The sequence below is a fragment of the Desulfovibrio intestinivivus genome, from assembly GCF_053570665.1.
Genome location: NZ_JBRBQT010000001.1, coordinates 3,288,619 through 3,314,906, shown reverse-complemented (window position 1 = coordinate 3,314,906; position 26,288 = coordinate 3,288,619). Strand labels below are relative to the sequence as shown.

General features: G+C 54.7%; 18 protein-coding genes, 1 tRNA gene and 1 pseudogene. 12 read left to right on the top strand and 8 right to left on the bottom strand.

Translation table 11 applies throughout. From position 1 onward, the window contains the following. Positions 1 to 2: 2 nt before the first annotated feature. From glyS to ACUZ9P_RS14120, 3 genes are all read left to right on the top strand, one after another. Positions 3 to 2,087 (top strand): glycine--tRNA ligase subunit beta, encoded by a 2,085-nt coding sequence (gene glyS, locus ACUZ9P_RS14130; RefSeq protein WP_449250178.1) that lies wholly within the window; start codon positions 3 to 5, stop codon positions 2,085 to 2,087. Positions 2,088 to 2,283: 196 nt separating this feature from the next. Further along, positions 2,284 to 2,553, top strand: a complete 270-nt coding sequence (rpsT, locus tag ACUZ9P_RS14125) for a 30S ribosomal protein S20 (protein ID WP_192113003.1) — start codon at positions 2,284 to 2,286, stop codon at positions 2,551 to 2,553. Between the two features lie 163 nt (positions 2,554 to 2,716). Continuing rightward, a tRNA-Arg gene (locus tag ACUZ9P_RS14120) sits at positions 2,717 to 2,793 on the top strand. 241 nt (positions 2,794 to 3,034) lie between these two features. Here ACUZ9P_RS14120 and ACUZ9P_RS14115 read toward each other — a convergent pair. Together ACUZ9P_RS14115 and ACUZ9P_RS14110 are read right to left on the bottom strand one after the other, a co-directional pair. Then, positions 3,035 to 3,181, bottom strand: a pseudogene (locus tag ACUZ9P_RS14115) (transposase); the annotation flags it as partial. Positions 3,182 to 3,269: 88 nt separating this feature from the next. Continuing rightward, on the bottom strand, positions 3,270 to 3,941 hold the full coding sequence (locus ACUZ9P_RS14110; protein WP_298998057.1) for a Crp/Fnr family transcriptional regulator: 672 nt from the start codon (positions 3,939 to 3,941) through the stop codon (positions 3,270 to 3,272). Between the two features lie 217 nt (positions 3,942 to 4,158). On the opposite strand from ACUZ9P_RS14110, the gene ACUZ9P_RS14105 reads away from it, so the two are divergent. The 4 genes from ACUZ9P_RS14105 to ACUZ9P_RS14090 all read left to right on the top strand — a co-directional run bounded on the left by ACUZ9P_RS14105 (position 4,159) and on the right by ACUZ9P_RS14090 (position 10,140). Then, complete coding sequence (locus ACUZ9P_RS14105; protein ID WP_449250177.1) at positions 4,159 to 5,607, top strand: aryl-sulfate sulfotransferase; 1,449 nt, start codon at positions 4,159 to 4,161, stop codon at positions 5,605 to 5,607. 94 nt (positions 5,608 to 5,701) lie between these two features. Next, a complete protein-coding gene (locus ACUZ9P_RS14100; protein ID WP_449250175.1) occupies positions 5,702 to 7,102 on the top strand; it encodes an SLC13 family permease in 1,401 nt (466 codons plus the stop codon). Positions 7,103 to 7,131: 29 nt separating this feature from the next. Continuing rightward, positions 7,132 to 8,718, top strand: a complete 1,587-nt coding sequence (locus ACUZ9P_RS14095) for an outer membrane homotrimeric porin (RefSeq protein WP_449250174.1) — start codon at positions 7,132 to 7,134, stop codon at positions 8,716 to 8,718. A gap of 54 nt (positions 8,719 to 8,772) precedes the next feature. Then, positions 8,773 to 10,140, top strand: coding sequence for an aryl-sulfate sulfotransferase (locus ACUZ9P_RS14090; RefSeq protein ID WP_449250173.1), 1,368 nt, complete (start codon positions 8,773 to 8,775; stop codon positions 10,138 to 10,140). 204 nt (positions 10,141 to 10,344) lie between these two features. On the opposite strand, the gene gcvH is transcribed toward ACUZ9P_RS14090, so the two are convergent. The 4 genes from gcvH to ACUZ9P_RS14070 form a co-directional block, all read right to left on the bottom strand. Further along, positions 10,345 to 10,725 (bottom strand): glycine cleavage system protein GcvH, encoded by a 381-nt coding sequence (gene gcvH, locus ACUZ9P_RS14085; protein WP_449250172.1) that lies wholly within the window; start codon positions 10,723 to 10,725, stop codon positions 10,345 to 10,347. A gap of 25 nt (positions 10,726 to 10,750) precedes the next feature. Further along, positions 10,751 to 12,124: a dihydrolipoyl dehydrogenase family protein gene (locus ACUZ9P_RS14080; protein WP_449250171.1), complete on the bottom strand. Its 1,374-nt coding sequence runs from the start codon at positions 12,122 to 12,124 to the stop codon at positions 10,751 to 10,753. A gap of 8 nt (positions 12,125 to 12,132) precedes the next feature. Next, positions 12,133 to 12,954, bottom strand: a complete 822-nt coding sequence (locus ACUZ9P_RS14075) for a glutaredoxin family protein (RefSeq protein WP_449250170.1) — start codon at positions 12,952 to 12,954, stop codon at positions 12,133 to 12,135. A gap of 62 nt (positions 12,955 to 13,016) precedes the next feature. Next, positions 13,017 to 14,351, bottom strand: a complete 1,335-nt coding sequence (locus ACUZ9P_RS14070; RefSeq protein WP_449250169.1) for an MFS transporter — start codon at positions 14,349 to 14,351, stop codon at positions 13,017 to 13,019. Between the two features lie 330 nt (positions 14,352 to 14,681). On the opposite strand from ACUZ9P_RS14070, the gene ACUZ9P_RS14065 reads away from it, so the two are divergent. Next, the gene (locus ACUZ9P_RS14065) at positions 14,682 to 16,214 is read left to right on the top strand and encodes an outer membrane homotrimeric porin (protein ID WP_449250168.1); all 1,533 of its coding nucleotides are present in this window, start codon (positions 14,682 to 14,684) and stop codon (positions 16,212 to 16,214) included. Positions 16,215 to 16,548: 334 nt separating this feature from the next. On the opposite strand, the gene ACUZ9P_RS14060 is transcribed toward ACUZ9P_RS14065, so the two are convergent. Further along, positions 16,549 to 17,997 carry an aryl-sulfate sulfotransferase gene (locus tag ACUZ9P_RS14060; RefSeq protein ID WP_449250167.1) on the bottom strand — a complete coding sequence of 483 codons (1,449 nt, stop codon included), beginning with the start codon at positions 17,995 to 17,997 and terminating at the stop codon, positions 16,549 to 16,551. Positions 17,998 to 18,295: 298 nt separating this feature from the next. On the opposite strand from ACUZ9P_RS14060, the gene ACUZ9P_RS14055 reads away from it, so the two are divergent. The 3 genes from ACUZ9P_RS14055 (at position 18,296) to ACUZ9P_RS14045 (ending at position 22,777) form a co-directional block, all read left to right on the top strand. Then, positions 18,296 to 18,964 carry a Crp/Fnr family transcriptional regulator gene (locus ACUZ9P_RS14055; RefSeq protein ID WP_449250166.1) on the top strand — a complete coding sequence of 223 codons (669 nt, stop codon included), beginning with the start codon at positions 18,296 to 18,298 and terminating at the stop codon, positions 18,962 to 18,964. Between the two features lie 369 nt (positions 18,965 to 19,333). Next, entirely contained in the window at positions 19,334 to 22,213 is a 2,880-nt protein-coding gene (locus ACUZ9P_RS14050; RefSeq protein WP_449250165.1) for a response regulator, read from the top strand. 84 nt (positions 22,214 to 22,297) lie between these two features. Then, a complete protein-coding gene (locus ACUZ9P_RS14045; RefSeq protein ID WP_449250164.1) occupies positions 22,298 to 22,777 on the top strand; it encodes a cupin domain-containing protein in 480 nt (159 codons plus the stop codon). An 85-nt stretch (positions 22,778 to 22,862) separates the two neighbouring features. On the opposite strand, the gene ACUZ9P_RS14040 is transcribed toward ACUZ9P_RS14045, so the two are convergent. Then, positions 22,863 to 23,291 carry a DUF302 domain-containing protein gene (locus ACUZ9P_RS14040; protein WP_449250163.1) on the bottom strand — a complete coding sequence of 143 codons (429 nt, stop codon included), beginning with the start codon at positions 23,289 to 23,291 and terminating at the stop codon, positions 22,863 to 22,865. A gap of 875 nt (positions 23,292 to 24,166) precedes the next feature. Between ACUZ9P_RS14040 and ACUZ9P_RS14035 the strand changes: the two genes are divergently transcribed. Further along, entirely contained in the window at positions 24,167 to 26,242 is a 2,076-nt protein-coding gene (locus tag ACUZ9P_RS14035; RefSeq protein ID WP_449250162.1) for a TonB-dependent receptor, read from the top strand. Positions 26,243 to 26,288 lie beyond the last annotated feature (46 nt).

The window sequence follows — 26,288 nt, the reverse complement described above, 5'->3', positions numbered from 1 at the left end:
CCGTGGCGACCTTTGTGCTTGAAATCGGCAGCGAAGAGTTGCCTTCCCGTTTTCTGGCCCCCGAAGAAGGGGAGCTGGCCTCACGTTTTAGCGGCGCTCTGGACGAGGCCGGGCTTGAACACGGCGCGCTGCGCGTCATGAGCACGCCCCGTCGCGCGGTGGTGATTGTTGAAGACCTCAACCCTGTGCAGGTTGAGAGGGAAGAGGTCGTCTCCGGCCCGCCCGTGCGCGTGGCCTATGACGCCGAAGGCAAGCCCACCAAAGCCCTTGAGGGTTTTGTGCGTACCAATGCCTGCGCTCTTGAGGACGTTTTTCGTGTAGAGACGGACAAGGGCGAATACGTGGCCGTGCGCAAACGCACCGGCGGCGCACCTGCAGCCGGTTTGCTTGCTGATATCTGCCCCACGGTGATTACCGCGCTTTCGTTCCAGAAACGCATGCACTGGGGTTCATATTCCCTGGCCTATGCCCGCCCGCTGCGCTGGTTACTGGCGCTGCTTGATGATGCCATAGTGCCCTTTACCGTTGGGCCCATGACCTCTGGCCGTGAGACTTGCGGGCACCGCATCCACGGCGCTGGCCCCTTTGCTGTGGCGCATGCCAATGAATTTCTAGCCACTCTCGCCGGGCCCTGCGCCATTACCATTGATCCTGCCCAACGCCGCAACATCATTATTGAGGGCGGCAATGCCCAGGCGGCTGCCGCTGGCGGCAAAGTGCTGTGGAAAGACAGCCTGCTGGACGAAGTTCAGGGCCTTGCCGAACACCCTGTGCCGCTGCTGGCCGATTTTGATCCCGCCTATCTTGAGGTGCCGCGCGAAGTGCTGCTCACCAGCATGGAAAGCCACCAGAAGAGCTTTGGTATTGAAGGGGCCAATGGCGAACTGCTGCCGCATTTTCTGACCGTGCTGAACCTCACCCCCGAAGACATGGGCGTGGTCAAGCGCGGCTGGGAACGTGTGCTGCGCGCCCGGCTTGAAGACGCCCGCTTTTTCTGGCAGGCCGACTTGCGCGATACCTTTGATCACTGGCTGCAAAAGCTGGATACGGTCATTTTTATCGGCGGGCTTGGCAGCATGGGCGACAAAACCCGCAGGCTTGAGGCTCTGTGCCGCTGGCTTGCCGAAAGCTGCGCGCCTGACCTTGCCGATGATGCCGCGCGCGCCGGACGCCTTTCAAAGGCAGATCTGGTGAGCGGCCTTGTGGGCGAGTTTGATACCCTTCAGGGCATCATGGGCGGCATCTATGCTGGCCGCAAAGGCGAAAGCAAGGCTGTGGCCGAAGCTCTGGGCGAACAGTATCTGCCCGCCGGGCCGGATTCTCCGCTGCCCAAGAGCCTCGCAGGCGCGCTGCTCTCTATGGCGGACAAGGCCGATACCCTTGCGGGTTGCTTCGGCCTTGGCATGATCCCCACTGGCGCTGCCGACCCCAACGGCCTGCGGCGTTGCGCGTTGGGCATCATCCGCATCATGCTTGAGTTCGGTCTTGCGGTTGACGTGCGGCAGTTCTTTGCCAAGGCGCAACAGCTTTATGGCGATCGCCAGTGGAAGCTTGCCCCGCACGATGCTCTGGACAAGCTCATGGAATTTTTTGCTGCGCGTCTGCGCAACTATTTCATGAGCCAGGGACAGGACACGCTGTTGGTGGATGCGGCCCTTGGCGCGGGCGCAGAAGACGTGAAGGACTGCGGCGCTCGCCTTGCGGCGCTGGCAACATTCAGTCTGGCGGCGGACTATGAAGCTGCGGTGCAGACCTTCAAGCGCGTTGCCAATATCCTGCGCAAGCAGGGTCAGGCTGAGGAACTTTCTGACCACTGGGACCCCGCCTTGCTGCGTGAAGACGCGGAAAAAGCGCTGGCATCCACGCTGGAAGAAATGTTGCCCCGCCTTGATGCCCTGTGGGCCGCCCACGACCATGCCGCCGCGCTGGCTTGCCTGAGCGCGGTACGCCCCGCTGTGGATGCCTTTTTTGCAGGTGTGATGGTTATGTGCGATGATGTGGAACTGCGCCGCAACAGATTGAGCATGCTGCACTGCCTTGGCTCGCGGTTTGCGCGTCTGGCCGATTTTTCGGCTTTGCAGATGTAGGTTGTTCAACCCTTTTGCCGGAGGAGGGGCGCTTTTGACGGTTCCCCTCACCTTCAAACAAGAAAATATTCGATAAAAAGACACGATTGCTTGACAGGTAATCGTGCCAGTGGTAAGAACCCTTCTTCGCGACAACGCGCTAACTTTTGTTTTCATGGCTTGCGCGGGCAAGCCCAACATATGTGGAGGATTCAAAGTGGCCAACCATAAGTCAGCCCTCAAGCGTCATAAGCAGAGCTTGCAGCGGGCAGGCCGCAATCGCGCCGCCCGTACCCGTGTGAAGAATGCCATCAAGCAGGTTCGCGCCGCCATCCAGAACAACGAACAGGGCCAGGCCAGCGAAGCTCTGTCCAGCGCCACTTCCGTGCTTGCCAAGGCTGCCGGTAAGGGTGCCCTGCACTGGAAGAAGGCCGCACGCAAGATTTCGCGTCTGGCTCATGCCGTTAACGGCATCAGCGCCCAGTAGTCTTCTTTATTGGTTTGAGGCGTGCTTGCCCTAGGGGCAGGCGCATTCCCTTACGGGAAGTTGCAGATAATAATTTTTAACAAGTTCACAGGCTTTTCAAAAAATATTTTGAAAAAAAGCTTGACGGCGACTGTGACTTGCGTTAGTTTCCTCTTCGTTGAACGCGCTCGTAGCTCAGCTGGATAGAGCAACAGGCTACGAACCTGTAGGTCAGGAGTTCGAATCTCTTCGGGCGCACCACAAGAAAGTCAAGCCCTTACGGTTAATCACCGTAAGGGCTTTTTCTGTTTTTGGTGGCTGTTTGGTGACCAAAACGGGGCTCTACACGGCTCTACACCAAAGACGGGGGCAAGCCCCTTCGACGGGCAGTTTTTCGGCTCTACACCAAAGACGGGGGCAAGCCGGCTCTACACCAAAGACGGGGGCAAGCCCCTTCAGCGGGCATTTTTCCGACAGGTTTCTGAACAATTCTCCAGCCATTTCAGCAGCACAGAACGCGCACTCTCAACCGATAATTTTCGAAATTACGGAAGCCATACGCACGCCGCTGGATCAACTTCATTTTACGGTGAAAACCTTCTGTGATGCCGTTATTTCGGGTAAACCGGAACATTCGGGCCACTTCTTGGCTCTACACCAAAGACGGGGGCAAGCCCCTTCAGCGGGCATTTTTCCGACAGGTTTCTGATCAATTCCCCAGCCATTTCAGGAGCACATCAACTCCCTGCCAGCATAAAAAATTCTTCAGGGCGCAGAATTGTTACGGTTTTGCCGGAGAATGGCCCGAACAGTCCGCTTTCCTCCTGCTGCCGCAAGATTTTGTACAAGGAAATCCTGTGTACGCCCAAAAGGCTGGCCATCTCCTGCTTGGAAACTCCCATATCGGCTGTCAGGGGGTCGCTGCCTGGGATTATGTGTTGCGCCAAAAATTTGCAGGTACGGGCCAACACGTTATCAAGGTACAGTGAGGAAGCCTGATTTGAAAGTACCCGCAATTTGCGGGACATGGAGCAGAGCAGGTTGATGAGCAGATGAGGATAATCTTTGCAGATTTCTTCTACATTTTCAGCCGTAAAAGCATAGCTCACGCAGCTTGTTGCGCACGAAAAAAAACTCTCGGCTGGCATGGGATCAAAGAACGGGGTTTCGCCAAAAACGCACCCTTCGTGAATATACCAGAGGATTTTTTCTACCCCTTCCATATTCTGATTCGTCAGTCGAACCCTGCCCCGATCTAGAAAGTACAATTCCCGCCCGAATGGAACACGATGTCCTTTGTCCCAAACAAGCTTTCGCCCCAGATGCAATACTGAACGCCAGCTGGAATTCATTTCGCGCATTTCCTTGAAGGCCAGGCTGCGTCCACAATTGATGCCGCGATTTTCCATGTTGCCTCCCTAGAACAGTTGCTCTGGCTTTCTGATAACAGCCTTTTGCTTCAAAATGCAATTAATTGTGAAAAATGTTGCAAATGAAACACGTGTCTTCACCGAATTCATATTATTTTGGCCCATAGAGTGGATCAAATACCTTGTGCGCTGTTCCTCGCGTTCTGACGGATATTGGCGCATTCCGCAAACATCAATTGATCTGGAGGAATTTAATATGGGCCATCCAACAATTTACCCCACAGGCGTTACCATATTCAAACCTGAAAAATGCTGGGGCGGGTACACCATCTTTCAGGCTCAGGAAGTTGGCGCTGTGCTTATGGATATGAACGGACATGAAATAAATGTCTGGAAGGGCGTTCACGGTATGCCCAATAAAATTTTCCCCGGTGGGTACCTTGTGACAAGCAGAGGCCGCCGCAGTGGTAAATTCAGTGTGCAGGACGGCCTTGATGTTGTCCAGGTTGACTGGGACGGCAACATAGTGTGGAAATTCGATCAAAATGAATTTGTTGAAGATCCTGGCTACCCTGGACGCTGGCTTGCACGTTATCACCACGACTTCCAGCGCGAAGGCAACCCCGTAGGGTATTACGCCCCCGGCATGGACCCCAAGGCGCTTGAAGGCAAGACTCTTATCTTGGCGCACCGCAACGTGCGAAATAGCGCAATCAGCGACAAACAGCTGCTTGATGACCTCATCCTTGAGGTGGACTGGGAAGGGACCATTCTCTGGGAATGGTCGTGCAACGAGCATTTCGGCGAAATGGGTTTCCGTGAAGGCCCCAAAAATACGCTTTGCCGCAACCCCAACTACCGCCCGACCCAGCCCGAAGGCATGGGCGACTGGATGCACATCAACTCCATGTCTGCGCTTGGCCCCAACAAATGGTACGATGCTGGTGATGAACGCTTTCATCCCGACAATATTATTGTTGATGGTCGCGAGGCCAACATTATTTTCATCATCAGTAAAAAGACCGGAAAGATCACCTGGAAGATAGGGCCGGACTACGACACCTCCCCCGAGCTCAAGGCCATAGGCTGGATCATCGGTCAGCACCATGCGCACATGGTGCCTCATGGTCTGCCGGGCGCTGGCAACATCCTTGTTTTCGACAACGGCGGATGGGGCGGATACGACGTGCCCAATCCCGGCTCCCCCACGGGCGTGAAAGCAGCCTTGCGCGACCATTCCCGCGTTCTTGAGATAGACCCTGTTTCTCTCAAGATTGTCTGGCAGTACACACCCAAGGAAGCCGGATTTCTTGAGCCAATGGACAGCAACCGCTTCTACAGCCCCTTCATCAGCGGCATGCAGCGTCTGCCCAACGGCAACACCCTCATCACCGAGGGTTCTGACGGGCGCGTATTCGAGGTTACCCCCAACCACGAAATAGTGTGGGAATTCATTTCACCTTACTGGGGCAAACATGTGCCCATGAACATGACCTACCGCGCATACCGTGTGCCTTACGAATGGGTGCCGCAGGTGGCAAAGCCAGTAGAAACGCCTATTGAGCCGCTGAATGTTTCTACCTTCCGTGTGCCCGGGGCTGCCGCAGCCGGAGACCGCGCCAAAGAAGTGACCGTTGAGGGCTGCCAGCCCTATGAAGGCAGTAACGCGCTTTGCGTGGCTTCTGTGGAAGATCCCAAAGGCTAGTGCCTTAGAGAAAATTCGCGTTGAAGTGCTTCTGGGTTCGCCTCTGCCTAGTAGCGGGGCGAACCCGTGATTCCCGCTTTCACAGGAGATCCTCATGATTATCAAGACTTCAGACCTGACGCCTGGGCTGCTTGCCAAATGGGGCATCAATCTGGCACTCCCCCTAGCCTTGTATTTCGTTCTTCCTCGCAGCGGAAACCTTACTCCCCCCATGATAGCTTTTTTGGCGATCACGCTCTGGGCCGTAATTGCCTGGGCTCTGGACACGCTGAACGATATTGCCGTGGGTATCCTGCTCCCCATTCTTTACGTGTTGCTTTGCAGCACCCCTCAGAAGGTGGTGTTCGCTTCATGGCTTTCCGAGGTGCCGATCATCGTTATTGGTGGTTTCACCCTGGGCAAGATCATTCAGGTGACAGGCCTTGGCAAACGCATTGCCCTGACGTGCGTCAAGCTTACCGGCGGCAGTTTTGCCGGAGCGCTTGCAGGTATTACCCTTGGCGCTGCCATCGTTTCTCCTCTTGTGCCTTCCATCATGGGCAAGGCAGCGATTTTCTGCGCCGTAGCGGTGAGCCTGTGTGATGCCCTGGATTTCAAGCCCAAAAGCCGAGAAGCCACTGCCGTCGTGCTTGGCACCTGCATTGCCGTGGGGGCAACCAAGCTGGCCTATCTTACAGGGGCAGGCGATCTGGTTATGGGCATGGGCATTGTGGACAAGGTCATGGGTATTCAAACCAGCTGGATTGAATACGCCAAGTTCAACTTCCTTCCCGCCATGCTGTACACGGCCATGTCGCTGGCAATTGTGCTGCTGGTGCTGCGCACTTCGGTCAACAAGAGCGCCCTGTGTGCCGCAGTGAAGCAGAAACACGCGGAGTTGGGTGCTGTTACAGACGAGCAAAAGCGCGCCCTTGTTCTTCTTTGCCTCACTCTGGTGCTGCTTGCTACAGACAAACTGCACGGCCTCAGTGCGGGCTCTGTGATGGTTATCATTACGGCCTTGTCATTCATGCCCGGCATAGGCCTCATGGACGGCAAGCGTATGGCCTCAATCAACTTTGCGCCGCTGTTCTTCATCATGGGCTGCATGGCAATCGGCAGCGCTGGCGGATTCCTCAAGGTCACGCACTGGCTGGCTGGCCTTGTGTTGCCTCTGTTCAGTGAAACAGGGGCCTGCCTGGCCTCTGTGTGCTCATATGCCGTTGGTGTTGTGCTGAACTTTCTGCTCACGCCGCTTGCGGCCACCTCGACCCTTTCTGCACCCATTACCGAACTCGGCATGCAGATGGGCCTGGATCCACGCATCCTGTACTTCTCGTTTCAGTACGGCCTGGACAACCTGATATTCCCCTACGAATACGCCCTGTATCTCTATTTCTTCAGCTGCGGCTACATCAACTTCAAAGAAATGGCCATGGTCATGGCTTTACGCATGGTGCTGACGGGCGTTTTTGTGGCCTTTGTGGCCATGCCCTACTGGCGCATGCTTGGATAATTCGCACACTGACAAAAGGAGGCGGAAGGATGAAAAAGCTGGGCATATTACTTTTGGCAGCAGGATTGCTGCTCGGAAGCGCACCCCAGTGCAGGGCAGTTGATTTTGACGTCAAGGGAAGCTGGCAGTTTGCCTTTGACTACATCAACGGCGGTAATTTCATGGGAAAGGACCGCAACGGCAACAACGTTAGGGGGCAACAGTGGGCTGCCATACACCAGCAAAGGGACGAGTTTGAAGCTATCCAGAGGTTGCATCTGCAACTGAATGCCAAGGCTTCAGAAAATCTTGCCGGCACCGTTTTTTTTGAAATTGGCGAACAACGCTGGGGCATGGCTGCTCAGGGCGGCGCGTTGGGGGCAGACGGCAGCAACGTTGTCAAAGTCAAAAACGCCTATCTCGACTGGGTCGTTCCCAATACCCCGCTGAAACTGCGCATGGGCCTTCAGGGCATAAAACTCCCCGGATTTGCTCTGGACAGTCCCGTTTTTCAGGACGATGTGGCCGGAATAGCGGCATCGTGGAAAATGAACGATGCCGTCAGCATTACCGGCGTGTGGATGCGCCTGCTCAACGACAACTGGAGCGGTACTACCTCACAGCCTGCCAGCTACATGGATAATTTTGATCTGTTTGCGCTGACCGTGCCTGTGACGGTGGACGGACTCAAAATTACGCCCTGGGGTATGGGCGGCGCCATGGGGCCAAACAGTCTCATGCCCGCCGCAGTTACCAACATGCCCGGCGGCAGCAAAAAAGTTGCTTTGACCAATCCCATAACCGGGCAGGCTATCGATGGCCTGGAATTGCGCGATGGTTTGTACCCGGCGGCTTTCAGCTCCGGCAGGGGCACCTCCAGACTGTGGAACGATGATTACAGCTCCATGTATTGGGGCGGACTGACCGGGCAGTGGACCAGCTTTGAACCGCTCAGAATTTCATGGGATTTCATTTACGGCAGCGTTGACCACGGCAAGGAAGACCTGAACCGACGGGGCTGGTTTGGTATGTTGCTGGCAGAATACGCTTTGGATTGGGGGCTTCCCGGCCTGTACGGCTGGTACTTCAGCGGCGATGACGACAACCCCAATAACGGTTCGGAACGTCTGCCTTACCTTGCCACCACCAATAACCTGACCAACTCGCTCTCCACCTTTGGTTACCGGGGCAATCCCATCATGGGCGGCGGCAAGGGCGTGCTGGGTGTCAACCCCAGCGGCACATGGGGCGTAGGCGCGCGCATCAAGGACGTGAGCTTTCTTGATGACTTAAGCCATACCCTGCGCGTCAACTATTTTGGCGGCACCAACGACACAAAAATGGCCTCATACATCACCGGGCGGCATGCCACTGATGCTTCAGGAAGGCAAATCTACCGCAATAACACTGACTTCAACTCGTTCGGCACGTATCTCACCACAGCCGATACGGGTATGGAAGTCAACCTCGACAGCAAGTACAAGGCCGCGGAAAATCTGACGTTCATCCTGGAACTGGGCTATATCCACCTTTGGCTGGACAATGACGTATGGGGCCACTACCAGAACATCTCTGGCACAAGCCTCAATGTCAAGGATGCATGGAAGGCGTCGTTCAATGTGGTTTATTCGTTTTAGACCCGAGCGATATTTCAGTACATGCAATGTTCACGAACTCGGAGGAATATGATCATGAGATTTCGTGCTTCAATTTCCCTGTTGGCAGGTCTGCTTGCCCTGGGATTGTCCACGCAGGCTCCTGCATATGAGGTACATGACGGCCCCACCGGCGTCATCAAGCTCGTGCCCGAAAAAACCTTCAAGGGCTACACGCTCTTTGCCCCCACGGTCAAATGCACAACCACTTATCTGATTGATATGAATGGCGACGTTGTGCACACGTGGAAGAGCAAATACCCTCCCGGCCTCTATGCCACGCTGTTGCCCAACGGCAATCTGCTGCGCGCAGCCGCCCCCAAGGATCAGCCGGTCAAGATTGGCGGCGCAGGCGGCATTATTGAAGAACTGGACTGGAACGGCAACGTGGTGTGGTCGTACACCATGCTTACGGAAAACGAGATCCAGCACCACTGCTTTGACCGTATGCCTAACGGCAATACCATGATTCTGGGGTGGGAGCGTAAAACGCCCGCTGAATTTCAGGCCAAGGGCCGCAAGCCCGGCACGTGGCCTGAAGAAGTCAAGATCAAGGGGCAGGCCGTGCGCGACTTCTGGGTGGATTTTGTGCGCGAGGTGGACAAAAACGGCAAAACTGTCTGGGAATGGCATGCCTGGGATCACATCGGCACTGGCCCGGATCAGCTGGACATCAACTTTGCTCTGCCCACACCTGTGGGGCCGGGATACGACAGTTTTGACTGGTCGCACTTCAATACTGTGCAGTACCTGCCCAAAACCGACCAGATTTTGCTGAATTCCCGTAACTTCAGTGAATTCTATATTGTTGACAAAAAGTCGGGCAAAATCGTCAAGCGCTGGGGCAACCCCGCCGCCTACGGCAAGGGGACGCGTCCCGAATGGTACTACGACGGTACCCAGCAGGTTTTTGGCGAGCACAACGCCACCATGTTGCCCAACGGCAACGTGCAGATATTCGACAATGGCTCGGAACGACCCGAGGGCAACCGCTCCCGCGTGATCGAGGTCGACCCGGCCAGCGGCAAGATCGTATGGCAGTACGCCGCCAATGGTTCCAACAGCTTTTTCAGCTACCGGCAGGGCGCTGCGGAAAGACTGCCCAACGGCAACGTACTTGTGACATCCACGCATCAGGGACATCTTTTTGAAGTAACCCCCGCAGGTGAGGTTGTATGGGAATTTGTGAATCCCATCATGGCAGGGCAGGCCAAGCCTGTTTTCTCCGACCGTGAGGATGCCGTGCCCAATGCCCATCAGACATTTACCAATATGATCCACCGGGCTTATCGCTACGCTCCTGATTATCCCGGCCTCAGGGGCAAAGATCTGAGCGTTAAAGCTCCGTTGTTGCCCGGCTATCCGAAATTCTTTGAAGTTTGGAAGCCCACCGCAGTAAAATAAAATCCGCTCCATGATAGTTCACAGCCCCTGGGTCTTTTACAGACTCAGGGGCTGTGCGTTTGTGAGCCAATGATTGTTGTTCTGTCAGTTGCGGCAGCGTGGTGAATGCACATGAAGAAGTACTTTGCTACCGCATGGTACAAGAATAGCCCCGAAGGGCAATTCTTCGGGGCTATTGCTGGGGGAGTTTAACAATGGGGAAGGTCAGCTTGCAACAGACTGAGCGTATTCCTCGGCTGTAATGCATCCGCCTTCATCGGGGGCAGTGGGTTGCACCTTTATCAGCCATCCCTGATTGTAGGGATCATCGTTGAGCAGTTCCGGGGCGTCTGCGAGGGCTTCATTAATGGCCGTGACCTGACCGGAAATGGGCATGATGGCCTCGCTGGTAACCTTGACGGATTCAATGGAAGCGCAGGATTCCCCCTGCCGGAAGCTTGCACCAACAGCGGGCAGGTCAACAAAGATCACCCCGCCCAGTTGATCCTGGGCAAAGTTGGTAATGCCGATAAGGCAGGTGCCGTCAGGCTGGCTTTGCGCCCACAAATGTTCCGCATGGTATTTTCTGTCGTGAGGAAAGTTCACGGTATTCTCCTTGGCGGTCGCCAGGTCAGTTGGATTCCACGCGCACTCTGGGCGCCATAATGGACATGGACACAATTTCATCCAGCGTGGGATGGGCAAACATGACTTTGTGCAGGTTTTGCGCCGTATAGCCTTCCTTGATCAGCAGCAGGGCCACCATCACGAGGTGCGAAACTCCCGCGCCAACAGCGGCAATGCCTGCAATTTTGCCATCGCTCCAGACTGTTTTGACAAATCCGGCTGTGCCGCCGCTTGCCTGCGCAATGGGATTCAGGGACAGGGCCGCCTGGGAGACTTCCACGTTTTTGCCTTCGCGCAGGAGGGCCTCCGCCGTCTGACCAACGCGCATGACTTCCATGGCTCCGTATACGCATGAGGGCACCGGGCCGGACTGATATTCTTCGGCGCTTTCGCCCAAGATGCGTTCCGCCACATACACAGCTTGATGTTCCGCAGCGTGGGCCAGCAGCACAAGGCCGTTGACGTCGCCCACGGCATAGACGTTAGGGGAGGCTTCAAGAAAGGCGTTTGTCTCAACATAGCCGCGCCTGTTGAGATTGCAGCCCCATTGCTGGGCGTTCAGCCCAGCGGTGTTGGGTGTGCGGCCAACGGCCACCAGGGCCTTGGCTGCGCTGATGACCGTGCCGTCTTCAAGGGTGAGCTGCGCCTGTCCGTCAACAGTGCGTAAATCTTTGGCCCGTGCGCCTTCGTGACAGGTTACGCCGTTTTTTTGCAGTGCCCGGCGTAATTCGGTTGCGACATCGGCATCTTCCAGAGGCGCGATGTGGGGTGCAGCCTCCACTACGGTCACCTTGCTGCCCATGGCCGAGAAAAAGTCACCCAGTTCAAGGCCGATGGCTCCAGCGCCAATGATGACAAGGCTTTCAGGAACAGATTCAATGCCCAGCAGATCGGTGCTGTCCAGCACACAGTCGTGATCGGGCGTCAGACCGGGAAAGGCTGCGGAAGATGACCCGCAGGCCAGAATAATATGCTGTGCAGTCAGATCTGTAGTGCCATCTTCGGCATGAACGCGCACAGTGCCCGGTGCAATGCCTTCGCCGCGCCCGGTGAAGATCGTCACGCCCATGCTGGCAAGGCTTTTGCCAAGTGTTTTGCTCGTCCCCGAGGTGAAGCGGCTCACGCGCGTTTGGAGCGCTGCAAAGTCCACGGCAATTTCGCCCTTGGCTACGCGGGTTCGTTGCTGGGCATGCAAGAGGGCCAGCGGGGCCACAGCGCCGAGCAGCATCTTGGTGGGGATGCAGCCGCAGTTCAGGCAGGTGCCGCCAAGGTGCGTTTTTTCCACCAGGGCAACGCTTTTGCCCGCCTGGGCAAGAATACGCGCTGCCGTGGTTCCGCCGGGGCCGCCGCCCAGAATAACAATATCAAAAGATTGCATGACGCCCCCTATTTAACGATGTCTGCCTTGAACAGGTGCTGGCGCGAGGCGGAGCGGTACATGAGCAGGTTCTGCTCCGGCAGGGGTTCAAGCCCGCGCATGTCCCACACCATATCCGCCGTGATGGGGGTGATGCTGTAGGGCAGAGTGGGTTGGCCGCATGCTTCGGCCACCAGTTTTGCCGCCGCTGCGGCATCTTCCCTCTTGGGCCAGTCCCAGCCATCGCCAGCGGGCAGCGGAATGGCCAGAAAGCGCACGGCGCCATCGGGCGTTGCCTGCACAAGGGCGATGGTTTTTGCCAGTTCTTCCTTGCTGGGAGCGCCGCCAAAAATTTTTGTGCTTGCCTCAGGGCCGCCCACAAGATTGCAGACTGCGTGCACATCCTTGATCTTCAGCAGCTTTTCCAGCAGTTCCGGCTTGCGGCCATCGGTCTGCAACCATACCTGCAAGCCGCCAGCAGCCAGCCGCTCAACAAGAACCTCAAAATTATCTTCCTGCCCGGCAGGGCATTGCGAAGGGTAAAGCCCCGCAATTTTGCCGTGGAGCATGTCGCTACGGGTTACGCAGGCCTCCAGCGTGTGCCCCGAGAGCAGGTAGGCAATGATCTCGCCGGAACCCTGCTTGATGACCTTGCCATCGGCGAAGAGGGGAAATTCCACCCCTTCAGGATTGCGGTAAATGGCCTTGCGGTTTGTGCGGTAGAACGTGTTGAATTCCTGCGCGTCAGCCTTGAAATCTATGGTGTCGTATGCCAGCCCGCGTTCGGCAAGAAAGGCTTTGACGATCTTGCAGCGGATGCAGTCCGGCGCGGTATAAAGGGTTATGCCCATGTGAGCCTCCTGTTACAAAAAACCGTGGATGCAGATGCGTAAATTCCTGTTTTAGCCGGAGGTTAGGCAATGTCTTCGAGCGACTTGCCACCCGTGCGCGCACCCCATACGCCAACGATAATGGCGGGGATGATGCACAGCATGCTGAAAATATAAAACACTCCGTCAAAGCTGTATGCTGCATAGACAACAGGAATGAGAGGTTGTGAGAAAGCAACGGCCAGACGACCGATTGAAGAGTGGAAGCCCGTGGCGGTGTTGCGCAGGTGGGTGGGGTAGGATTCCGCCGTGTAGGAAAACACGGTGAAGCCCACGCCCATCACAAAGGCTGTAAGCACTGCGCCGATGATGACCACCATCCAGTACTGACTCACATTGCCGAAGATGGGGGCCAGCACGGCCATCACAAGCAGCATGATGACAATGGGAATCTTGCGTCCGCCCTTGTCGGTAAAAGCACTGGAGGCAAACAGCCCGAGCGGTACGCCAATGGAAATGAGCGTGGTGGCCATAAGGGTGTCTTCAAGGGGGAAGCCGTGAGCCTTGAGCAGGGTGGCAGTCCAGTTGGTGACCACAAAGGTTGCCGGGTTGGTGCAAACCACCAGCAGAAGAATAACCAGGGTGCGCTTGAGATACTTGGAGCTGCACATGCCAAGCAGCACGTCCTTGAGCGGGGGCTTGCTGGTCAGGCATTTGCTGGCCGCATCGGCAAGGTCGATATCCCTGCCGGTAAGGTCTTTCATCACGGCTTCCGCCTCAGCAATGCGACCACGGGCCACCAGCCAGCGGGGCGATTCATCCAGGTAGCGCCAGGCGATGATAAGAGCGATGTAGCCAACGCCGCCCATATAGAAAATGTAGCGCCAGGCTTCTTCGTGCAGGGGAATAATCAGGCGGCAGAGCATGCCAACGACCGGCACGGCGCAAAAACCAACGCCCGCGATCATGTTTTGCCATTTGCCACGGCTCTCGGCCGGGGCCATTTCTGCGATATAGGCTTGCGAACACACCATGAGGCAGAACACGCCAAATCCTGTCAGGGCGCGTGATGCCACAAATACGTGGAAGCTGTCCGTGAGGCCATTGATGATGGAGGCTGTGGAAAACAGCGTGATGGCAATGAGAAAGGTTTTGCGCCGCCCGATGATATCCGAGATAAATCCGCCGACAAATCCGCCGAGGGTCATGGAGGCAAAATACCAGAAGGTCACGGTTCCGATGTCCTTCATGGTCAGCCCCCAGTTGTGCATCAGCGCCGGGGCAATAAAGCCGAAATTCCAGTTATCCATCTGTTCGCAAAAGTATGCGACCATAATGATAAAGAACACAGCCTTGTGGCGTCCTGTAACAGCAAGGCCGTCAAAGTAGTTATTGCTGATGCGCGGCGAATCCTGCATTGCGCCTCTCCTTTTCATTGTCTGCCATTTTGCATTTTTTGTGAAAAAAATCATCCACTGCCGTGTTGGTTCAAAAACCTAGGCTAGCAGTGGTACTGGTGACGTTGTTGCGGCAACCTTTTCTGAATATTTTTTTCACATTTATAAAAATACTCTTTTAAAATAGTATGTTGACTTATTTTTGAGAGGTGATGTCTATTGATTGTGAAAAAATAAACTTTTTTCAAAAAACGTTGTTGCGGCAACGGTGCAGGCCTTCGGAAAGCGCCATTACAGAGCATTACTGGAAGAGGTTTCTGTATGGTTGCACCAACTTGCACAGGAGGAATGATGAAAGCTGTTCGCAACAACGTACTGGGAGTGTTGCTTGCCGGGGGCTTGCTGTTTGCGCCGGAAGCGGCCGAGGCGGTTGATTTCAAGGTCAAGGGGGCATTTGATGTGAGCTTTGAAGCATCCAATGTCATGCCGCGCGGGATTAAAGGGAGCGACACCTTCGGCGCGATCGAGCGCCTGCGCACCCAGATAGACGCCATTGCCAGCGAAAACGTGTCCGGCAGTCTGATGTTCACTGTAGGCACGGGCACCATGAACTGGGGAAAATCCGGCGACGGCGCATCTCTTGGAGCGGACAGTTCAAAAAATATTGGCGTCCGGCATGCGTACATTGACTGGCTCGTGCCCAAGACCGATATAAAGGTGCGCATGGGTATGCAGCCGCAGCTTCTGCCCGGTTATGTGACCGGCTGGAGCGCGGTGTACGGCCAGTATTCCACGGGGGTGACCGTCAGCTCTCCCCTGGTGAGCAACGGTGATTACAAGATGGGGCTGACTGGCTTCTGGGCGCGGCCATATAACGATAATTCGGAAATTACGCAAAACGGACAGACGCAGAAAAACTACCTTGATAACCTTGATCTGTTGGCGCTGACCTTGCCGATCACCGGCAACGGCCTGAAAATAACCCCCTGGGGCATGTACGGCCTCATTGGCGAGAACAGCCTGCGCGGCATCAACAACAATACCGATCAGCGCGAACCTGCCATTTACGCCCCGCGCGGCGGGCTTATGCCTGTGCTTGGCAGCGGCGGCAACTATGTCAGCACGTTTGAAAAAAAGTATCGCAACGCAAACAATACCTGGGGCAATGGCTTCTGGGGCGGCCTGACCTCTGACATCACGGCTTTCGAGCCTTTTGATATCGCGGCGGAGTTTACCTATGGCCGCGTGGATATGGGCGAGCTGAAAGATTACACTCAGTTCAGCTCCACCCGCGAGGCCAAGACCTTTGATCTCGTGCGCCAGGGCTGGTATGCCGCCCTGCGTGTGGACTACAAGTGTACCTGGGGTACCCCCGGCGTAACCGCCTGGTACGGCAGCGGCGACGACAGCAACCCCTATAACGGTTCGGAACGTCTGCCTGTGTTCAACTCCCCCTGGCCGGTCACGCCTCTGGGTTTTGGCGGCGGCTTTTTTGATCTCAATACATGGAAGGTTCTCGGGCACAACCCCGGCGGTCTGGCTGGCGTTGTGGGCACCATCAAGGATGTCAGCTTTATTGACGACCTGACCCACACTTTCAAACTCGCGTATTTTCATGGCACCAATAGTGCGGAAATGCCCCGTAAGGCCAATATGACGAGCTATCCCAGCAGGGCCGACGGCCCCATGGCCTACCTCACCACCACCGACCATGCCTGGGAAGGCAGCGTGTCCAATACCTACAAGATTTACGACAATCTGCTTATGAATGTTGAAGCCGCCTACGTGAACCTGCATCTCGACGGCAGCACGTGGCGTGGAGTGGAAGACTCGCAGTATCGGGATAACTGGCGGGTTTCGCTGACCTTCCGTTATCAGTTCTGATTTTTTGCAGCCCTTGGGCTGATGTGGCGGGGGAGCTTGCTCTCCCGCCTTTTTTATGGCGAAAAATCGTGAGGGTAAAATTTGTTGTGGGGGCTCCCTCAATTTTAGCCTTGATCTATGCAATTGCAGGCTGTCTTCTGATGCCAATGAGGCGGCAGAGCAGGAAAGTCATTAACAAAGCTCCGACTTGGATGGGCAATCATCTGCCGCCAGAGGCCTTTTTTCCTGCATTGCAGGGGCAAAAAAAATTATGCGAGGTAAGGGCGGCCCACAAAAAAACAGAGGCCCCGTCCGAAGACGGAGCCCCTGCAAGGAAGGTATGGCGAACAGGTTTCTATTCCGTTGCTGCTACGCAGTGCCCTGCGCCGCTGTAGTAACCGATGGTGCCTTCAACCTTGACTTCAGACATGGGGCCAAACGGGGCCGCGCCGGGTATGCGGAAGGTTTTGACTTCCAGAGGTTCAATGGCTTTTTCCTCCGGCACATCTGCCTGCGGCACCCAGGAGTAGGGCAGACGGTAGGCGCGGTACACCCAGTTCATGGGCAGGCTGATGTGCCCCTTGTAGGGGCAGATGTATTCCCACACGATTTCGTGTTCTGCCGTCACTTCAAAAACGCGGCCGTCGGAACCTTCGCAAATAAGCGTGTTGCCGTTGGGCAGGCGCTGGGCAGAGCTGATGAAAGGGCTGTAAAAACGGCTGGCATCCAGTGGCACGAGGAAGCCTGCTTCATGCGGCGTATACTGCCACACAATCTTGCGGGCCACGGGATCTATTTCCAGCACGCGGGAGTAGTCGCGCTGGGCCGCCTTGACGCCCTTGGGCGCGCCGGGATTGGGGTTGCCGTAGCCGCCCCAGCCGCCGTTGTCGTATACCAGAATATTGCCTTCGCCGGGCAAACCACGGGGGATCATGTGCGCGTGGTGCTGACCAATGATCCAGCCGATGGCCTTGTCTTCGGGGCTGCGGTCATAGTCCGGGCCAAGCTGCCAGACAATCTTGCCGGTTTTTTTGTCCAGGATGAGAATAATATTGGTTTCCCGTCCATCAATGATGATGTTGTCGGGGTGGAAGCGGGCGTCGCCAGCCTCAAACCACTTGTTGGGGCCGAGGGTGGACATGGAGTTGACGTGCATCCAGTCGCCCACGCCGGGGGCGTCTTCCATGAGGGTGCCGCCCCGGTAGTTGGGGTCGCGGCACATGGCATTGAGCGCGGCCTCGGTGAAGCCCATTTCTTCCGCATGGTCAGAGCAGTTCCATTCCCACACGATGTCGCCGTCCCAGGTGACTTCGTAGATAACATCGTCAACCAGCGGTTTGTCGCTGATGTAGGGCTGCACAGTGTTTTTGTGGCAAAGCACCAGAGTGTTGCCGGAGTCGATCTTGGGTTCCTGGCCGGGAGCATAGTAGCCTGTGGAGCTGCCTTCGCGCTGAAAATCGTGGTGCTGGCGCGCCATCCACTGAGCCTTCTGGCCGGGATCTTCTACAAATTCGGCGCGGTCGAACTTCCACACGATTTTTCCGTCCCAGTCGATCTGCACAAGATCAAGCTGATCCTGAAGCCCGTGCTTGGGGTGGCGTGTGCCGGTGCTGCCCATGAGCATGCCCCCGGGGAACATCTTGTTGGGAAAGCCGTGAACGTCCTTCCACATGCGGATTTCATGACCGTTCATGCCAAGAAGCAGAGCGCCGTTATCCGGCGCCTGAATGATGGTGAATCCACTCCAGGCTTTTTCCGGGTTATAAACCGTTACGCCTGTGGGATAGATAGTCGGGTGTCCCATGACAACCTCCTCGAGTGGGCTGAATGTGCTTACATTGAACCGTTGAAGGCTTTCCGGCAAGCAGTGCAACAACACGCAGTGCCGAAGTGAAAGTCTCACGATGGCTGGTCACTTGCCTGAGGCCTTTGACCGTGTACGCTGGAATGCTGCCACAAGATAAATGGTCAAAACGTTGTCCTTGCAACATAATTCACAAAAAGGGTACGGTAGGTTCCAAAACAGCATGTGGAACGCTGGCATGATAGAGGCCGGAATTCCGCATAGCGCCTTGAGTTCATCACTTTCCCAGGGGGCTGACGTGTCATTTACTGAATTGCTCAGACAAAATGAGTGTTGGCGAAGCGTGGCGCTGACAAAGCCGCGTCTGTTTCGTAAGGGGCATAAATTTTATGACAATCAGCCAGAAATGTACTTTCTGGTGAGTGGCAGGGTTCGCCTTATGGCTTTGGCCCCTGATGGAAGTGAAAAAACGCTCTGGTACCTTGGCGATGGCTCATGCTTTAATGAAACACCAATGTTTATGGACGGGGATAAGAGTATAGCCACAGGGCAAGGGGAGGTGCGTTTTTTTCACGATTGCGCAGAAGACTGCTATATCTGCACATTTACCAGAGAAGATGTACATCGTTTGGGTGTGGAAAATCCTGAACTTTTTTTTAATCTTTGCAAAAGCTACAGTGTAAAAGTTACACTATTGTCAAAAAATGCTGTTTCATTGTGTATGGAATCGCACCTTACACGTATTTGTAAATTTTTGGCTTCACGGATTGTACCGAGCTCAGAACCGCTGCGGGCCAAACGCGATATATCTTACCGTGATATGGCTGATCTGCTCGGCATGCACCGCATCACCCTATACAAGGTGATGCGGCAGGCGCAGGAACGGGGCCTGTTTTCTTTTGACAAGAACAGCGATGAAATTTTTATTCTCAAGCCGGACGAATTTTACAAAGAAGCGCATCTGTAGCTGGAATGGCCAGCTGCCTTTTGCGGTGTATTTTAGTATTGTTTGTATGCTGCTATTTTTTGTGTAGCGCAACGCGAAATAATAAAAAATAGCAACATGTGTAGGTGTATTGCAGGTCTTTGAATATCTGCAACACTTGAAGTATGCATGGCTATTGAAAGAATAAACAAATTAACATATTATAATATCAGGATAAACAGTTTCTTCACACGGATTGCGCAACCTGTAGTAGCTGGACTTCGCCTCTGGATGCATTTACTGTCAAATAAAAGATGTAATCAGTAGCCACGAGGTGCGCAGCGCGCACGGCAGGCACCCTTACGCAGATTCCTCGTTTTATAAATGGGCTTGCGACGCAGGGGTGAATAGATGCAATCACTGCTACCCATTGTGGAACTGCCGAAGAGCAGTTTTCATCGTCCATCTATCCTGCGCATTGCTGCAATGTGTCTGGTTATCATGGGCTGCGCCCTGTTACTGGCTTCTGATACCGTTTTTTCCACCCTCGCGGCAAGCGCCGCCACGGCCAATGCGCAAGGCATGCAGTCGGAAGGGCGATCGGGCAAGCCGCAAACCGCAGAGCACAAGTCCGTGCTCATTCTTTCCGGGTCGCAATATGGCCTGCCTGTTACAGACAACATGGCTGCCGGAACAGTTGAAGTCCTCAGGGAAAAAGGTCTGAGTTTCAACGATATTTACGTTGAAATGCTCGACCTTGTACGCAACGACAGCACCTATTGGCGCTCCAGGCTTGCATCCGTATTGCAGGAAAAGATTGCCCGGGCAGACATTGGGCTGGTGGTAGTGCAAAATCAGGCTGCGCTGGAATTTTTTGCATATGAGTGCGCGGGCATGGTGCCGCTTGAAGTGCCAGTTCTGGCAACCCAGATATCGAATCCTGCGGTATTGTGGCGCGGTCGCCCGCACTCAGTTTTGTATGTGGGCAGCCGCTGGGATATTGCCGGAACGCTCCGCTATGGGCTCGATCTTTTTCCGCAAACGCGTCAGCTGGTTGTAGTTGCCGGAGCATACAACAAACAGTCTTTGTTCCATACTCAGGTGGTTTCGGCCCTGGCCGCATTGCCAGAAAATATTGAGATGGAGGATACTGCGGCACTGCCTTATGCGGAAATGCTGAAGCGGATTTCGTCATTGCCCCCCAATACCCTTGTCTTGCTTGGAACTTATTACAAAGACAGCACCGGACACAGTTTTGTTCCCGCAGAAGTGGCCGCCGATGTTGCCAGGCTGGCAAACGCGCCAGTGCTGGCCCTCTATGATGCGCATGTCCTCCAGGGCGCACTGGGAGGTTCTGTCGTAATGACCACAGAGGTTGGGCGGCGAGTAGGCAAAGTCGGTTTTGAGTTTCTGACCGGAATCCGCAAAATTGATGCCGACAACACAGATGCCGCAGTGCTGCCGCAGCCCATGTTTGACTGGGTTCAGTTGCTGCGTTGGGGTGCCGACACCACCAAGTTACCCCCAGATTCCATAGTATTGAACCGCCCGCGAACCATTTGGAGCGAATACCGCAATTCGGTAATTGCCGCTGCGGTAGCCATTGCCATTTTGTCTGCATTGTCCATTGCTCTGGCAATACAGAATCAAAAACGCAAAAGGGCGGAGCAGGCCACTGCCGCGCTTAACGATCAACTGGAGGAGCAGGTTGCCAGTCGCTCTGCCGAGCTTGCCGCGCGCACGGCTGTGCTGCAGACCATATACGACTGCGCCAGCTCAGGCATAGCGCTGATCGCCGACCGCACAATCATTCGCGGCAACCGCAGAATGCACGAAATGTTTGGCTGGCCTGAGGGCGGGATGATCGATAAGTCCGTGAGAATATGGTATGTAGACAACGAGGCGTACCTTGATGCGGGCAAAATCTCTTACGAGCGGATATGGAATGGTGAAACCTATTGCAGGGAAGAAGAACTGGTGCGCCGCGATGGAACCCTTTTTTGGGCGCGCATGACAGGCACGGCGGTTGATCCGGCTGACCACTCCAAGGGGATAGTGTCTGTTATTGACGACATCACAAATGAACGCCTGGCAATGGCCCAGATGACGTTGTCCCGTGAGCAGGCCGAAGCTGCCAATGCCGCCAAGAGCGTCTTTCTGGCAAGCATGAGCCACGAAATCCGCACACCGTTGAACGCCATAATCGGGCTTGCCCACCTTTTGCGGAAAAAAACGCAGGATAAGGATACAACGGAAAAGCTGGAGCGCGTTCAGGCATCAGGCAGGCATCTTCTCCGCATTATCAATGATATCCTTGATTTTTCAAAGATTGAAGTCGGCAAGCTGGTTATTGTTGCCGAACCGATGGATATAAGGGCTATCTCCGACAATGTGGTGTCAATCATGGCAGAAAGCGCTTCTGCCAAGGGCATACAACTGCACGTGGAATCTGATCCTGTGCCCTGCGCGCTCAAGGGCGATGCCCTGCGCGTTACGCAGGCCCTGCTCAATCTGGTGAGCAATGCCATCAAGTTTACCCCCTCGGGCAGTGTTGCCATCCGTACCCTGATGGACGCGGAAATGGAATCGCACGTGAGACTCCGCTTTGAGGTGACAGATACCGGCATAGGCTTTGCCGAGGTGCAACTGCCAAACCTGTTTGCTCCCTTTGAGCAGGCTGATTCTTCCATGTCCAAGCGTTTTGGCGGCACGGGCCTTGGCTTGGCCATTACCAGAAAACTTGCAGAACTCATGGGCGGACAGGCCGGGGCCCATAGTACATTGGGGCAGGGCAGCACGTTCTGGTTTACGGCGGTTTTTGACAAAGTTGAAGACGCCAGCCTTGTTAAGGCCAGGGAGCAGATCAAGGATGCCTGCAAGGAAATTTCAGTAAATTTTGCAAGCAGCCGTATTTTGCTTGTGGAAGATAATGAAATAAATATGATTGTTGCAACAGAAACACTGGCAGAGGCCCTGCTTGAAGTAGAGGTTGCGCGTGACGGGCTGGAAGCCCTCGCCAAGGTGCGCCAAACCAGCCCCAGCCACTATGCCCTGGTGTTGATGGATATGCAGATGCCCAATATGGACGGTCTGGAGGCGACACGCGAGCTTAGAAAGATGCCGTCCGCTCAGCACCTGCCCATCATTGCCATGACGGCCAATGCATTTAATGAAGACCGCGACCGCTGCTTTGCAGCAGGAATGAATGATTTTATTGCCAAGCCGGTGGAACCGGATCAAATGTTTGCAACCATTTTGCGCTGGCTGCGGCGGGGGCAAAATACAGGTTGATGTCGGCACGTAAGTGACTGTATAAGCTAAAATATATGGATTGTTTCCCTGTTTTTATGAAACGGCACCATGCAGGAGAAGTACATGTTTAAAAAGAATTACGCCCTCGCGATGGCCGCAGGCATTACCATTTTTGCTGCGGGTTTCTGGGCGGGCGGCAGAGACGAGGTGCTGTTTGAGGCGGGCCAGGCTGTTGCCGCTGTGGCCCCTGCCACCGGCGTGACCAAGACGGTGCTGTTTGAAGCCGAACACTCCTGGGATGGAACGCCCTATGGCTCATACCCGGCAGGGAATGCGGACATCAAGATTGTAAAAATTGTGATTCCCCCCAATTCGCGTCTGGGCAGCCACACTCACCCAATGCCGAATATTGCCTATGTGCATACGGGCGCGCTGACAGTAAAAAGCGAGGTGGACGGTCAGGAGCGGCAGTTGAAGCAGGGAGACTTTCTGGCGGAGATGGTCAATAAGCCGCACTATGGCTATACGGGCGATGAGGGCGTGGAACTCTTACTTGTCTACTGCGGGGTGACTGGGCAGGAGTTGTCCGTCAGCACAAAATAGTCCACTCTTTGGGAGCAAACGATTGGGGCGAGCCGGGGGTTTTCCGGCTCGCCTTTTTTTATGGCGTACCCGCCACCGCAATTTTCTACTGGTTTCCAGCCCCAGACTGATGTTGAGCCGCCTCATGGGTGAGTCGCTCCATCAATTTCTGTATTTTTTGCGCAACGTCCGCGTTTTTGACAATTCCGTGGCGGCGCGCAATCCAAGCTGGGTCATTCCAGAGCAGGCAAACCCCTTGGGGCGTTTCCACCGCTAAAATGCGCAAGGGCAGATCAAGGGCTGCCTCCGGGGCTTCAAGCATGAGGGCTGTGCCCACAGCCGGATTGCCAAAGGTAATCACGCGTGCGCCAGTCATATCAAGGCCTGCTTCAAATGCATTCTTTTTGTGATCTACGACAGAAAAAACAGGAATTTTCGTGCTCTCGATGGCGTTGAGCAACCGCTTCCAGACAGTTTCAAGGTCATCTTGAGGCGCTGCCAATACGCGTTGCAAGCCATTGTCAGGGCTGTCCATAACTACTCCTGCTGCGGGGCGACAGGTTTATTTTTTTGCGCACAGGGTTCGCCAGCATGTGCATCCGGTCAATGTGTCTCTTGGGGGGAACCGGATATGTCGCACTGTGGGGGCGGATCATCACTGTGCATGCCGCAGGGTGCGGTCAACAAGAAAAGACGGAGGGTAGAGCAGGCATGCTCAGGATGCTACGTAGGAATTCCAGAGCCGAATGGCGGCAGATTCGCTGACTGACCACTGCAAGGGACAGTTCCCGCAGTCGCAATAGAGGCGGAAGATGTCGTGGGTTCTGCCTTCAGGTCTGGATGTTTGGAGCTTGGGGTAGTTGCCGCATTTTATACAGGGCCGAATCACGGGAAGGTTGTCTTTATTCATTGGTAAAACATAGCCCTTGGCAGAGAGGCCGTCAAAGATTTGTTGTAATCAGATAAATTAAGCTATGTATATTAATTAGTCTATTGATTTGTAATATTAAAATTATTCGTGCCCCTCTCCACAATATGCGACGGGTGCAATTGCACCATCCCCAGTGCAGAAAAGCTGCAGCATCAATCCTCATTTTACGCGGTTGGCGGAACATTTCTCCTTTTTTTCTCATCCAGAATTTATTGAAGCCAGCAGCTCCTGCGAAAAGCTAAGGAGTCCTGCTGTCTTTTTATTTTTTTAACAGCAAGGTTAGTTAATTACCTCTTCCCTCCTGAAATTTAAGGAGATCGCTTCCCAAAGCTTCACCAATAATCACGGTTCCCAATATATCGTGCCACCGTTGCCCCCCTTCAATCGGTTGTTTACACAATAAAATATTAATTATCAGAAGCATTTTTAAATAATTGGCAGGAAGAGGGCAGGGAAGACGATTCAAATCTGGAGGCACAATGAAACAGTGGCAAAGGCATGCGGCGGTAATGGCTTTATTGGGGATCATAGGCAGCCCATGTGCTGCATCCGCCGGTAATGAAGGTAATGGCGAAGTTCAACTTTCTCCTCTGGAAATGGCAGCTTCCAAGGATACCATCGACCACATCACCCAGGTGGACATAGAGCGGAAAACCGCCAGAAACCTCTGGGAAGCCCTGCGCGGCGTGGAAGGTGTGAACCTGCAAACTTCCGCAGGCCGCAATGAGGGAACCATCAGCATTCGTGGCTCCAACCGTTATCAGGTGGGCCTGTATATTGACGATATCCCAGTTGCAACCGCGTATCGCAACGAATGGGATGCCAACAACATCCTGACCTATGGCCTTGAATCCATCGAAGTCTCCAAGGGCTACAGCTCGCCCCTGCTGATCAGCAACAACAACCTTGCGGGTGCAGTGAACCTGCGTACGGCAAAACCCAAAAAAGAGTTTGAAGCCACCGCCAAGTATATGAACTTTTTTGACCGCAACGTGCAGAATCAGGGTCAAATGGCTGCGGCAAGCGTCGGAACCAAGCAGGATCTCTACTACCTCAAGGGAACGTTTATATTCAACAACCAGAATTTCTTCACCTATCCTGCCAGTTTTGACTCCGCACCCTATCAGCCGGGCAGCCGCGCGCGCAACTCGGACAATCAGACCCTCTCTGGCAACATCATTGGCGGCTGGACGCCCAACGATGATGTGGATGTTATGGTGGGCTACACGCGGCAGCATTTTCAGAAGGGCCAGCCCTTTGATGCCGCCCAGACCCGCACTGGCGACTCAACCACCTATCCTTACAAGCGCTTTTGGGAATGGCCGGAGTATGAAACCAGCCGCGTGTATGCCAATGGCAATTTTAACCTCAGCAGCAAGGCGCACCTGAAGGCTGTTGCCTATTACGACTGGCATCAGGACACCTCAAAAAGTTACACCGATGTGTCCATGACCAAACGGGATTCTGCGGACAAGACGTATGACCAGTTCACCACCGGCGGTCAGTTGACGTTTGACTATACCTTCAACCCCGCCAACAAAATCGCCCTTTCCGCTGGTTATCGCCTTCTTTCTCACAAAGAATACAATGACTACAGCGTGTTTGACGACACAGGCGTGAAGCCGAAGCTCAAGAAAAAGGCCGCTGATGTGGGTTCGCAGCTGGATGAGCACATCACGGAAACCTACACGGATCTGGGCGCGGAATACACCCTCAAGCCCGTGGACAAGCTCACTCTTGTTTTCGGCAGCAGCCTCAGCACCATGGTTCCGCAAACCCTTGAAAGCCGCGATCACACCACGGGCGACATGAACTCCTACAAGGACGGGTTGAGCGACCCCAAGACCCTGTTCAACTATCAGGTCGGGGCCTTCTATGACCTGACGGAACACCATGAGGTGTTCGCCACCTTTGCCAAAAAATCACGTTTTGCCACCATGCGCGAGCGCTATATGCGCACGAACGGCACTCCGGCCAACCCAGATCTTAATCCGGAACAGGCCTATCATTATGAACTGGGCTACAAGGGTATTTTTGGCGACTGGCTCAAGCTCAACAGCAGCGTGTACTACAGCGATGTGACAGACCTGATCACCTCGCAGGGCAATCCCGGTAATGTTACGTTCACCAACCTGAACCGGGCCACCTTCTACGGTTACGAACTTGGCGCGGAAGCTGTGTTTAATCAGTATGTGAGCGTGGGGGCGGTGTTCAACTACATGCACTGGAACAACTGCACCAACGACGACAAGCTTACCCAGTTGCCCGAGCTTACAAGCACCCTGTACAGCGTCATCACGCCTGTGGAAGGCTTCTCAATTATTCCGCAGGTCAACATGAGCAGCGGCTTCTACTGGAACAGTGCACCTTACGATACGTATTACCGCAAGGCCCCTGGCTTCACCACCGTGGACCTCAAGGCCGTTTACGATATCAACAAGAACTTTTCCGTGGAAGCTGGCGTGAAGAACATGTTTGATCAGGAATATGCGTACAGCGCCTATTATCCGGAGCCTGGCCGCAGCTTCTTTATGGGTGTTACCGCGACCTTCTAATACCTCAATCTTAATCGGGTGGGGCCGCCCGCAGGCGGCCCCACTT

Coding starts and splice junctions, on each gene's coding strand:
- ACUZ9P_RS14110 (WP_298998057.1), bottom strand. CDS start 3,941: ATGGAAAATCGCGGCATCAATTGTGGACGCAGCCTGGCCTTCAAGGAA.
- ACUZ9P_RS14105 (WP_449250177.1), top strand. CDS start 4,159: ATGGGCCATCCAACAATTTACCCCACAGGCGTTACCATATTCAAACCT.
- ACUZ9P_RS14100 (WP_449250175.1), top strand. CDS start 5,702: ATGATTATCAAGACTTCAGACCTGACGCCTGGGCTGCTTGCCAAATGG.
- ACUZ9P_RS14095 (WP_449250174.1), top strand. CDS start 7,132: ATGAAAAAGCTGGGCATATTACTTTTGGCAGCAGGATTGCTGCTCGGA.
- ACUZ9P_RS14090 (WP_449250173.1), top strand. CDS start 8,773: ATGAGATTTCGTGCTTCAATTTCCCTGTTGGCAGGTCTGCTTGCCCTG.
- ACUZ9P_RS14080 (WP_449250171.1), bottom strand. CDS start 12,124: ATGCAATCTTTTGATATTGTTATTCTGGGCGGCGGCCCCGGCGGAACC.
- ACUZ9P_RS14075 (WP_449250170.1), bottom strand. CDS start 12,954: ATGGGCATAACCCTTTATACCGCGCCGGACTGCATCCGCTGCAAGATC.
- ACUZ9P_RS14070 (WP_449250169.1), bottom strand. CDS start 14,351: ATGCAGGATTCGCCGCGCATCAGCAATAACTACTTTGACGGCCTTGCT.
- ACUZ9P_RS14065 (WP_449250168.1), top strand. CDS start 14,682: ATGAAAGCTGTTCGCAACAACGTACTGGGAGTGTTGCTTGCCGGGGGC.
- ACUZ9P_RS14060 (WP_449250167.1), bottom strand. CDS start 17,997: ATGGGACACCCGACTATCTATCCCACAGGCGTAACGGTTTATAACCCG.
- ACUZ9P_RS14050 (WP_449250165.1), top strand. CDS start 19,334: ATGCAATCACTGCTACCCATTGTGGAACTGCCGAAGAGCAGTTTTCAT.
- ACUZ9P_RS14045 (WP_449250164.1), top strand. CDS start 22,298: ATGTTTAAAAAGAATTACGCCCTCGCGATGGCCGCAGGCATTACCATT.
- ACUZ9P_RS14040 (WP_449250163.1), bottom strand. CDS start 23,291: ATGGACAGCCCTGACAATGGCTTGCAACGCGTATTGGCAGCGCCTCAA.
- ACUZ9P_RS14035 (WP_449250162.1), top strand. CDS start 24,167: ATGAAACAGTGGCAAAGGCATGCGGCGGTAATGGCTTTATTGGGGATC.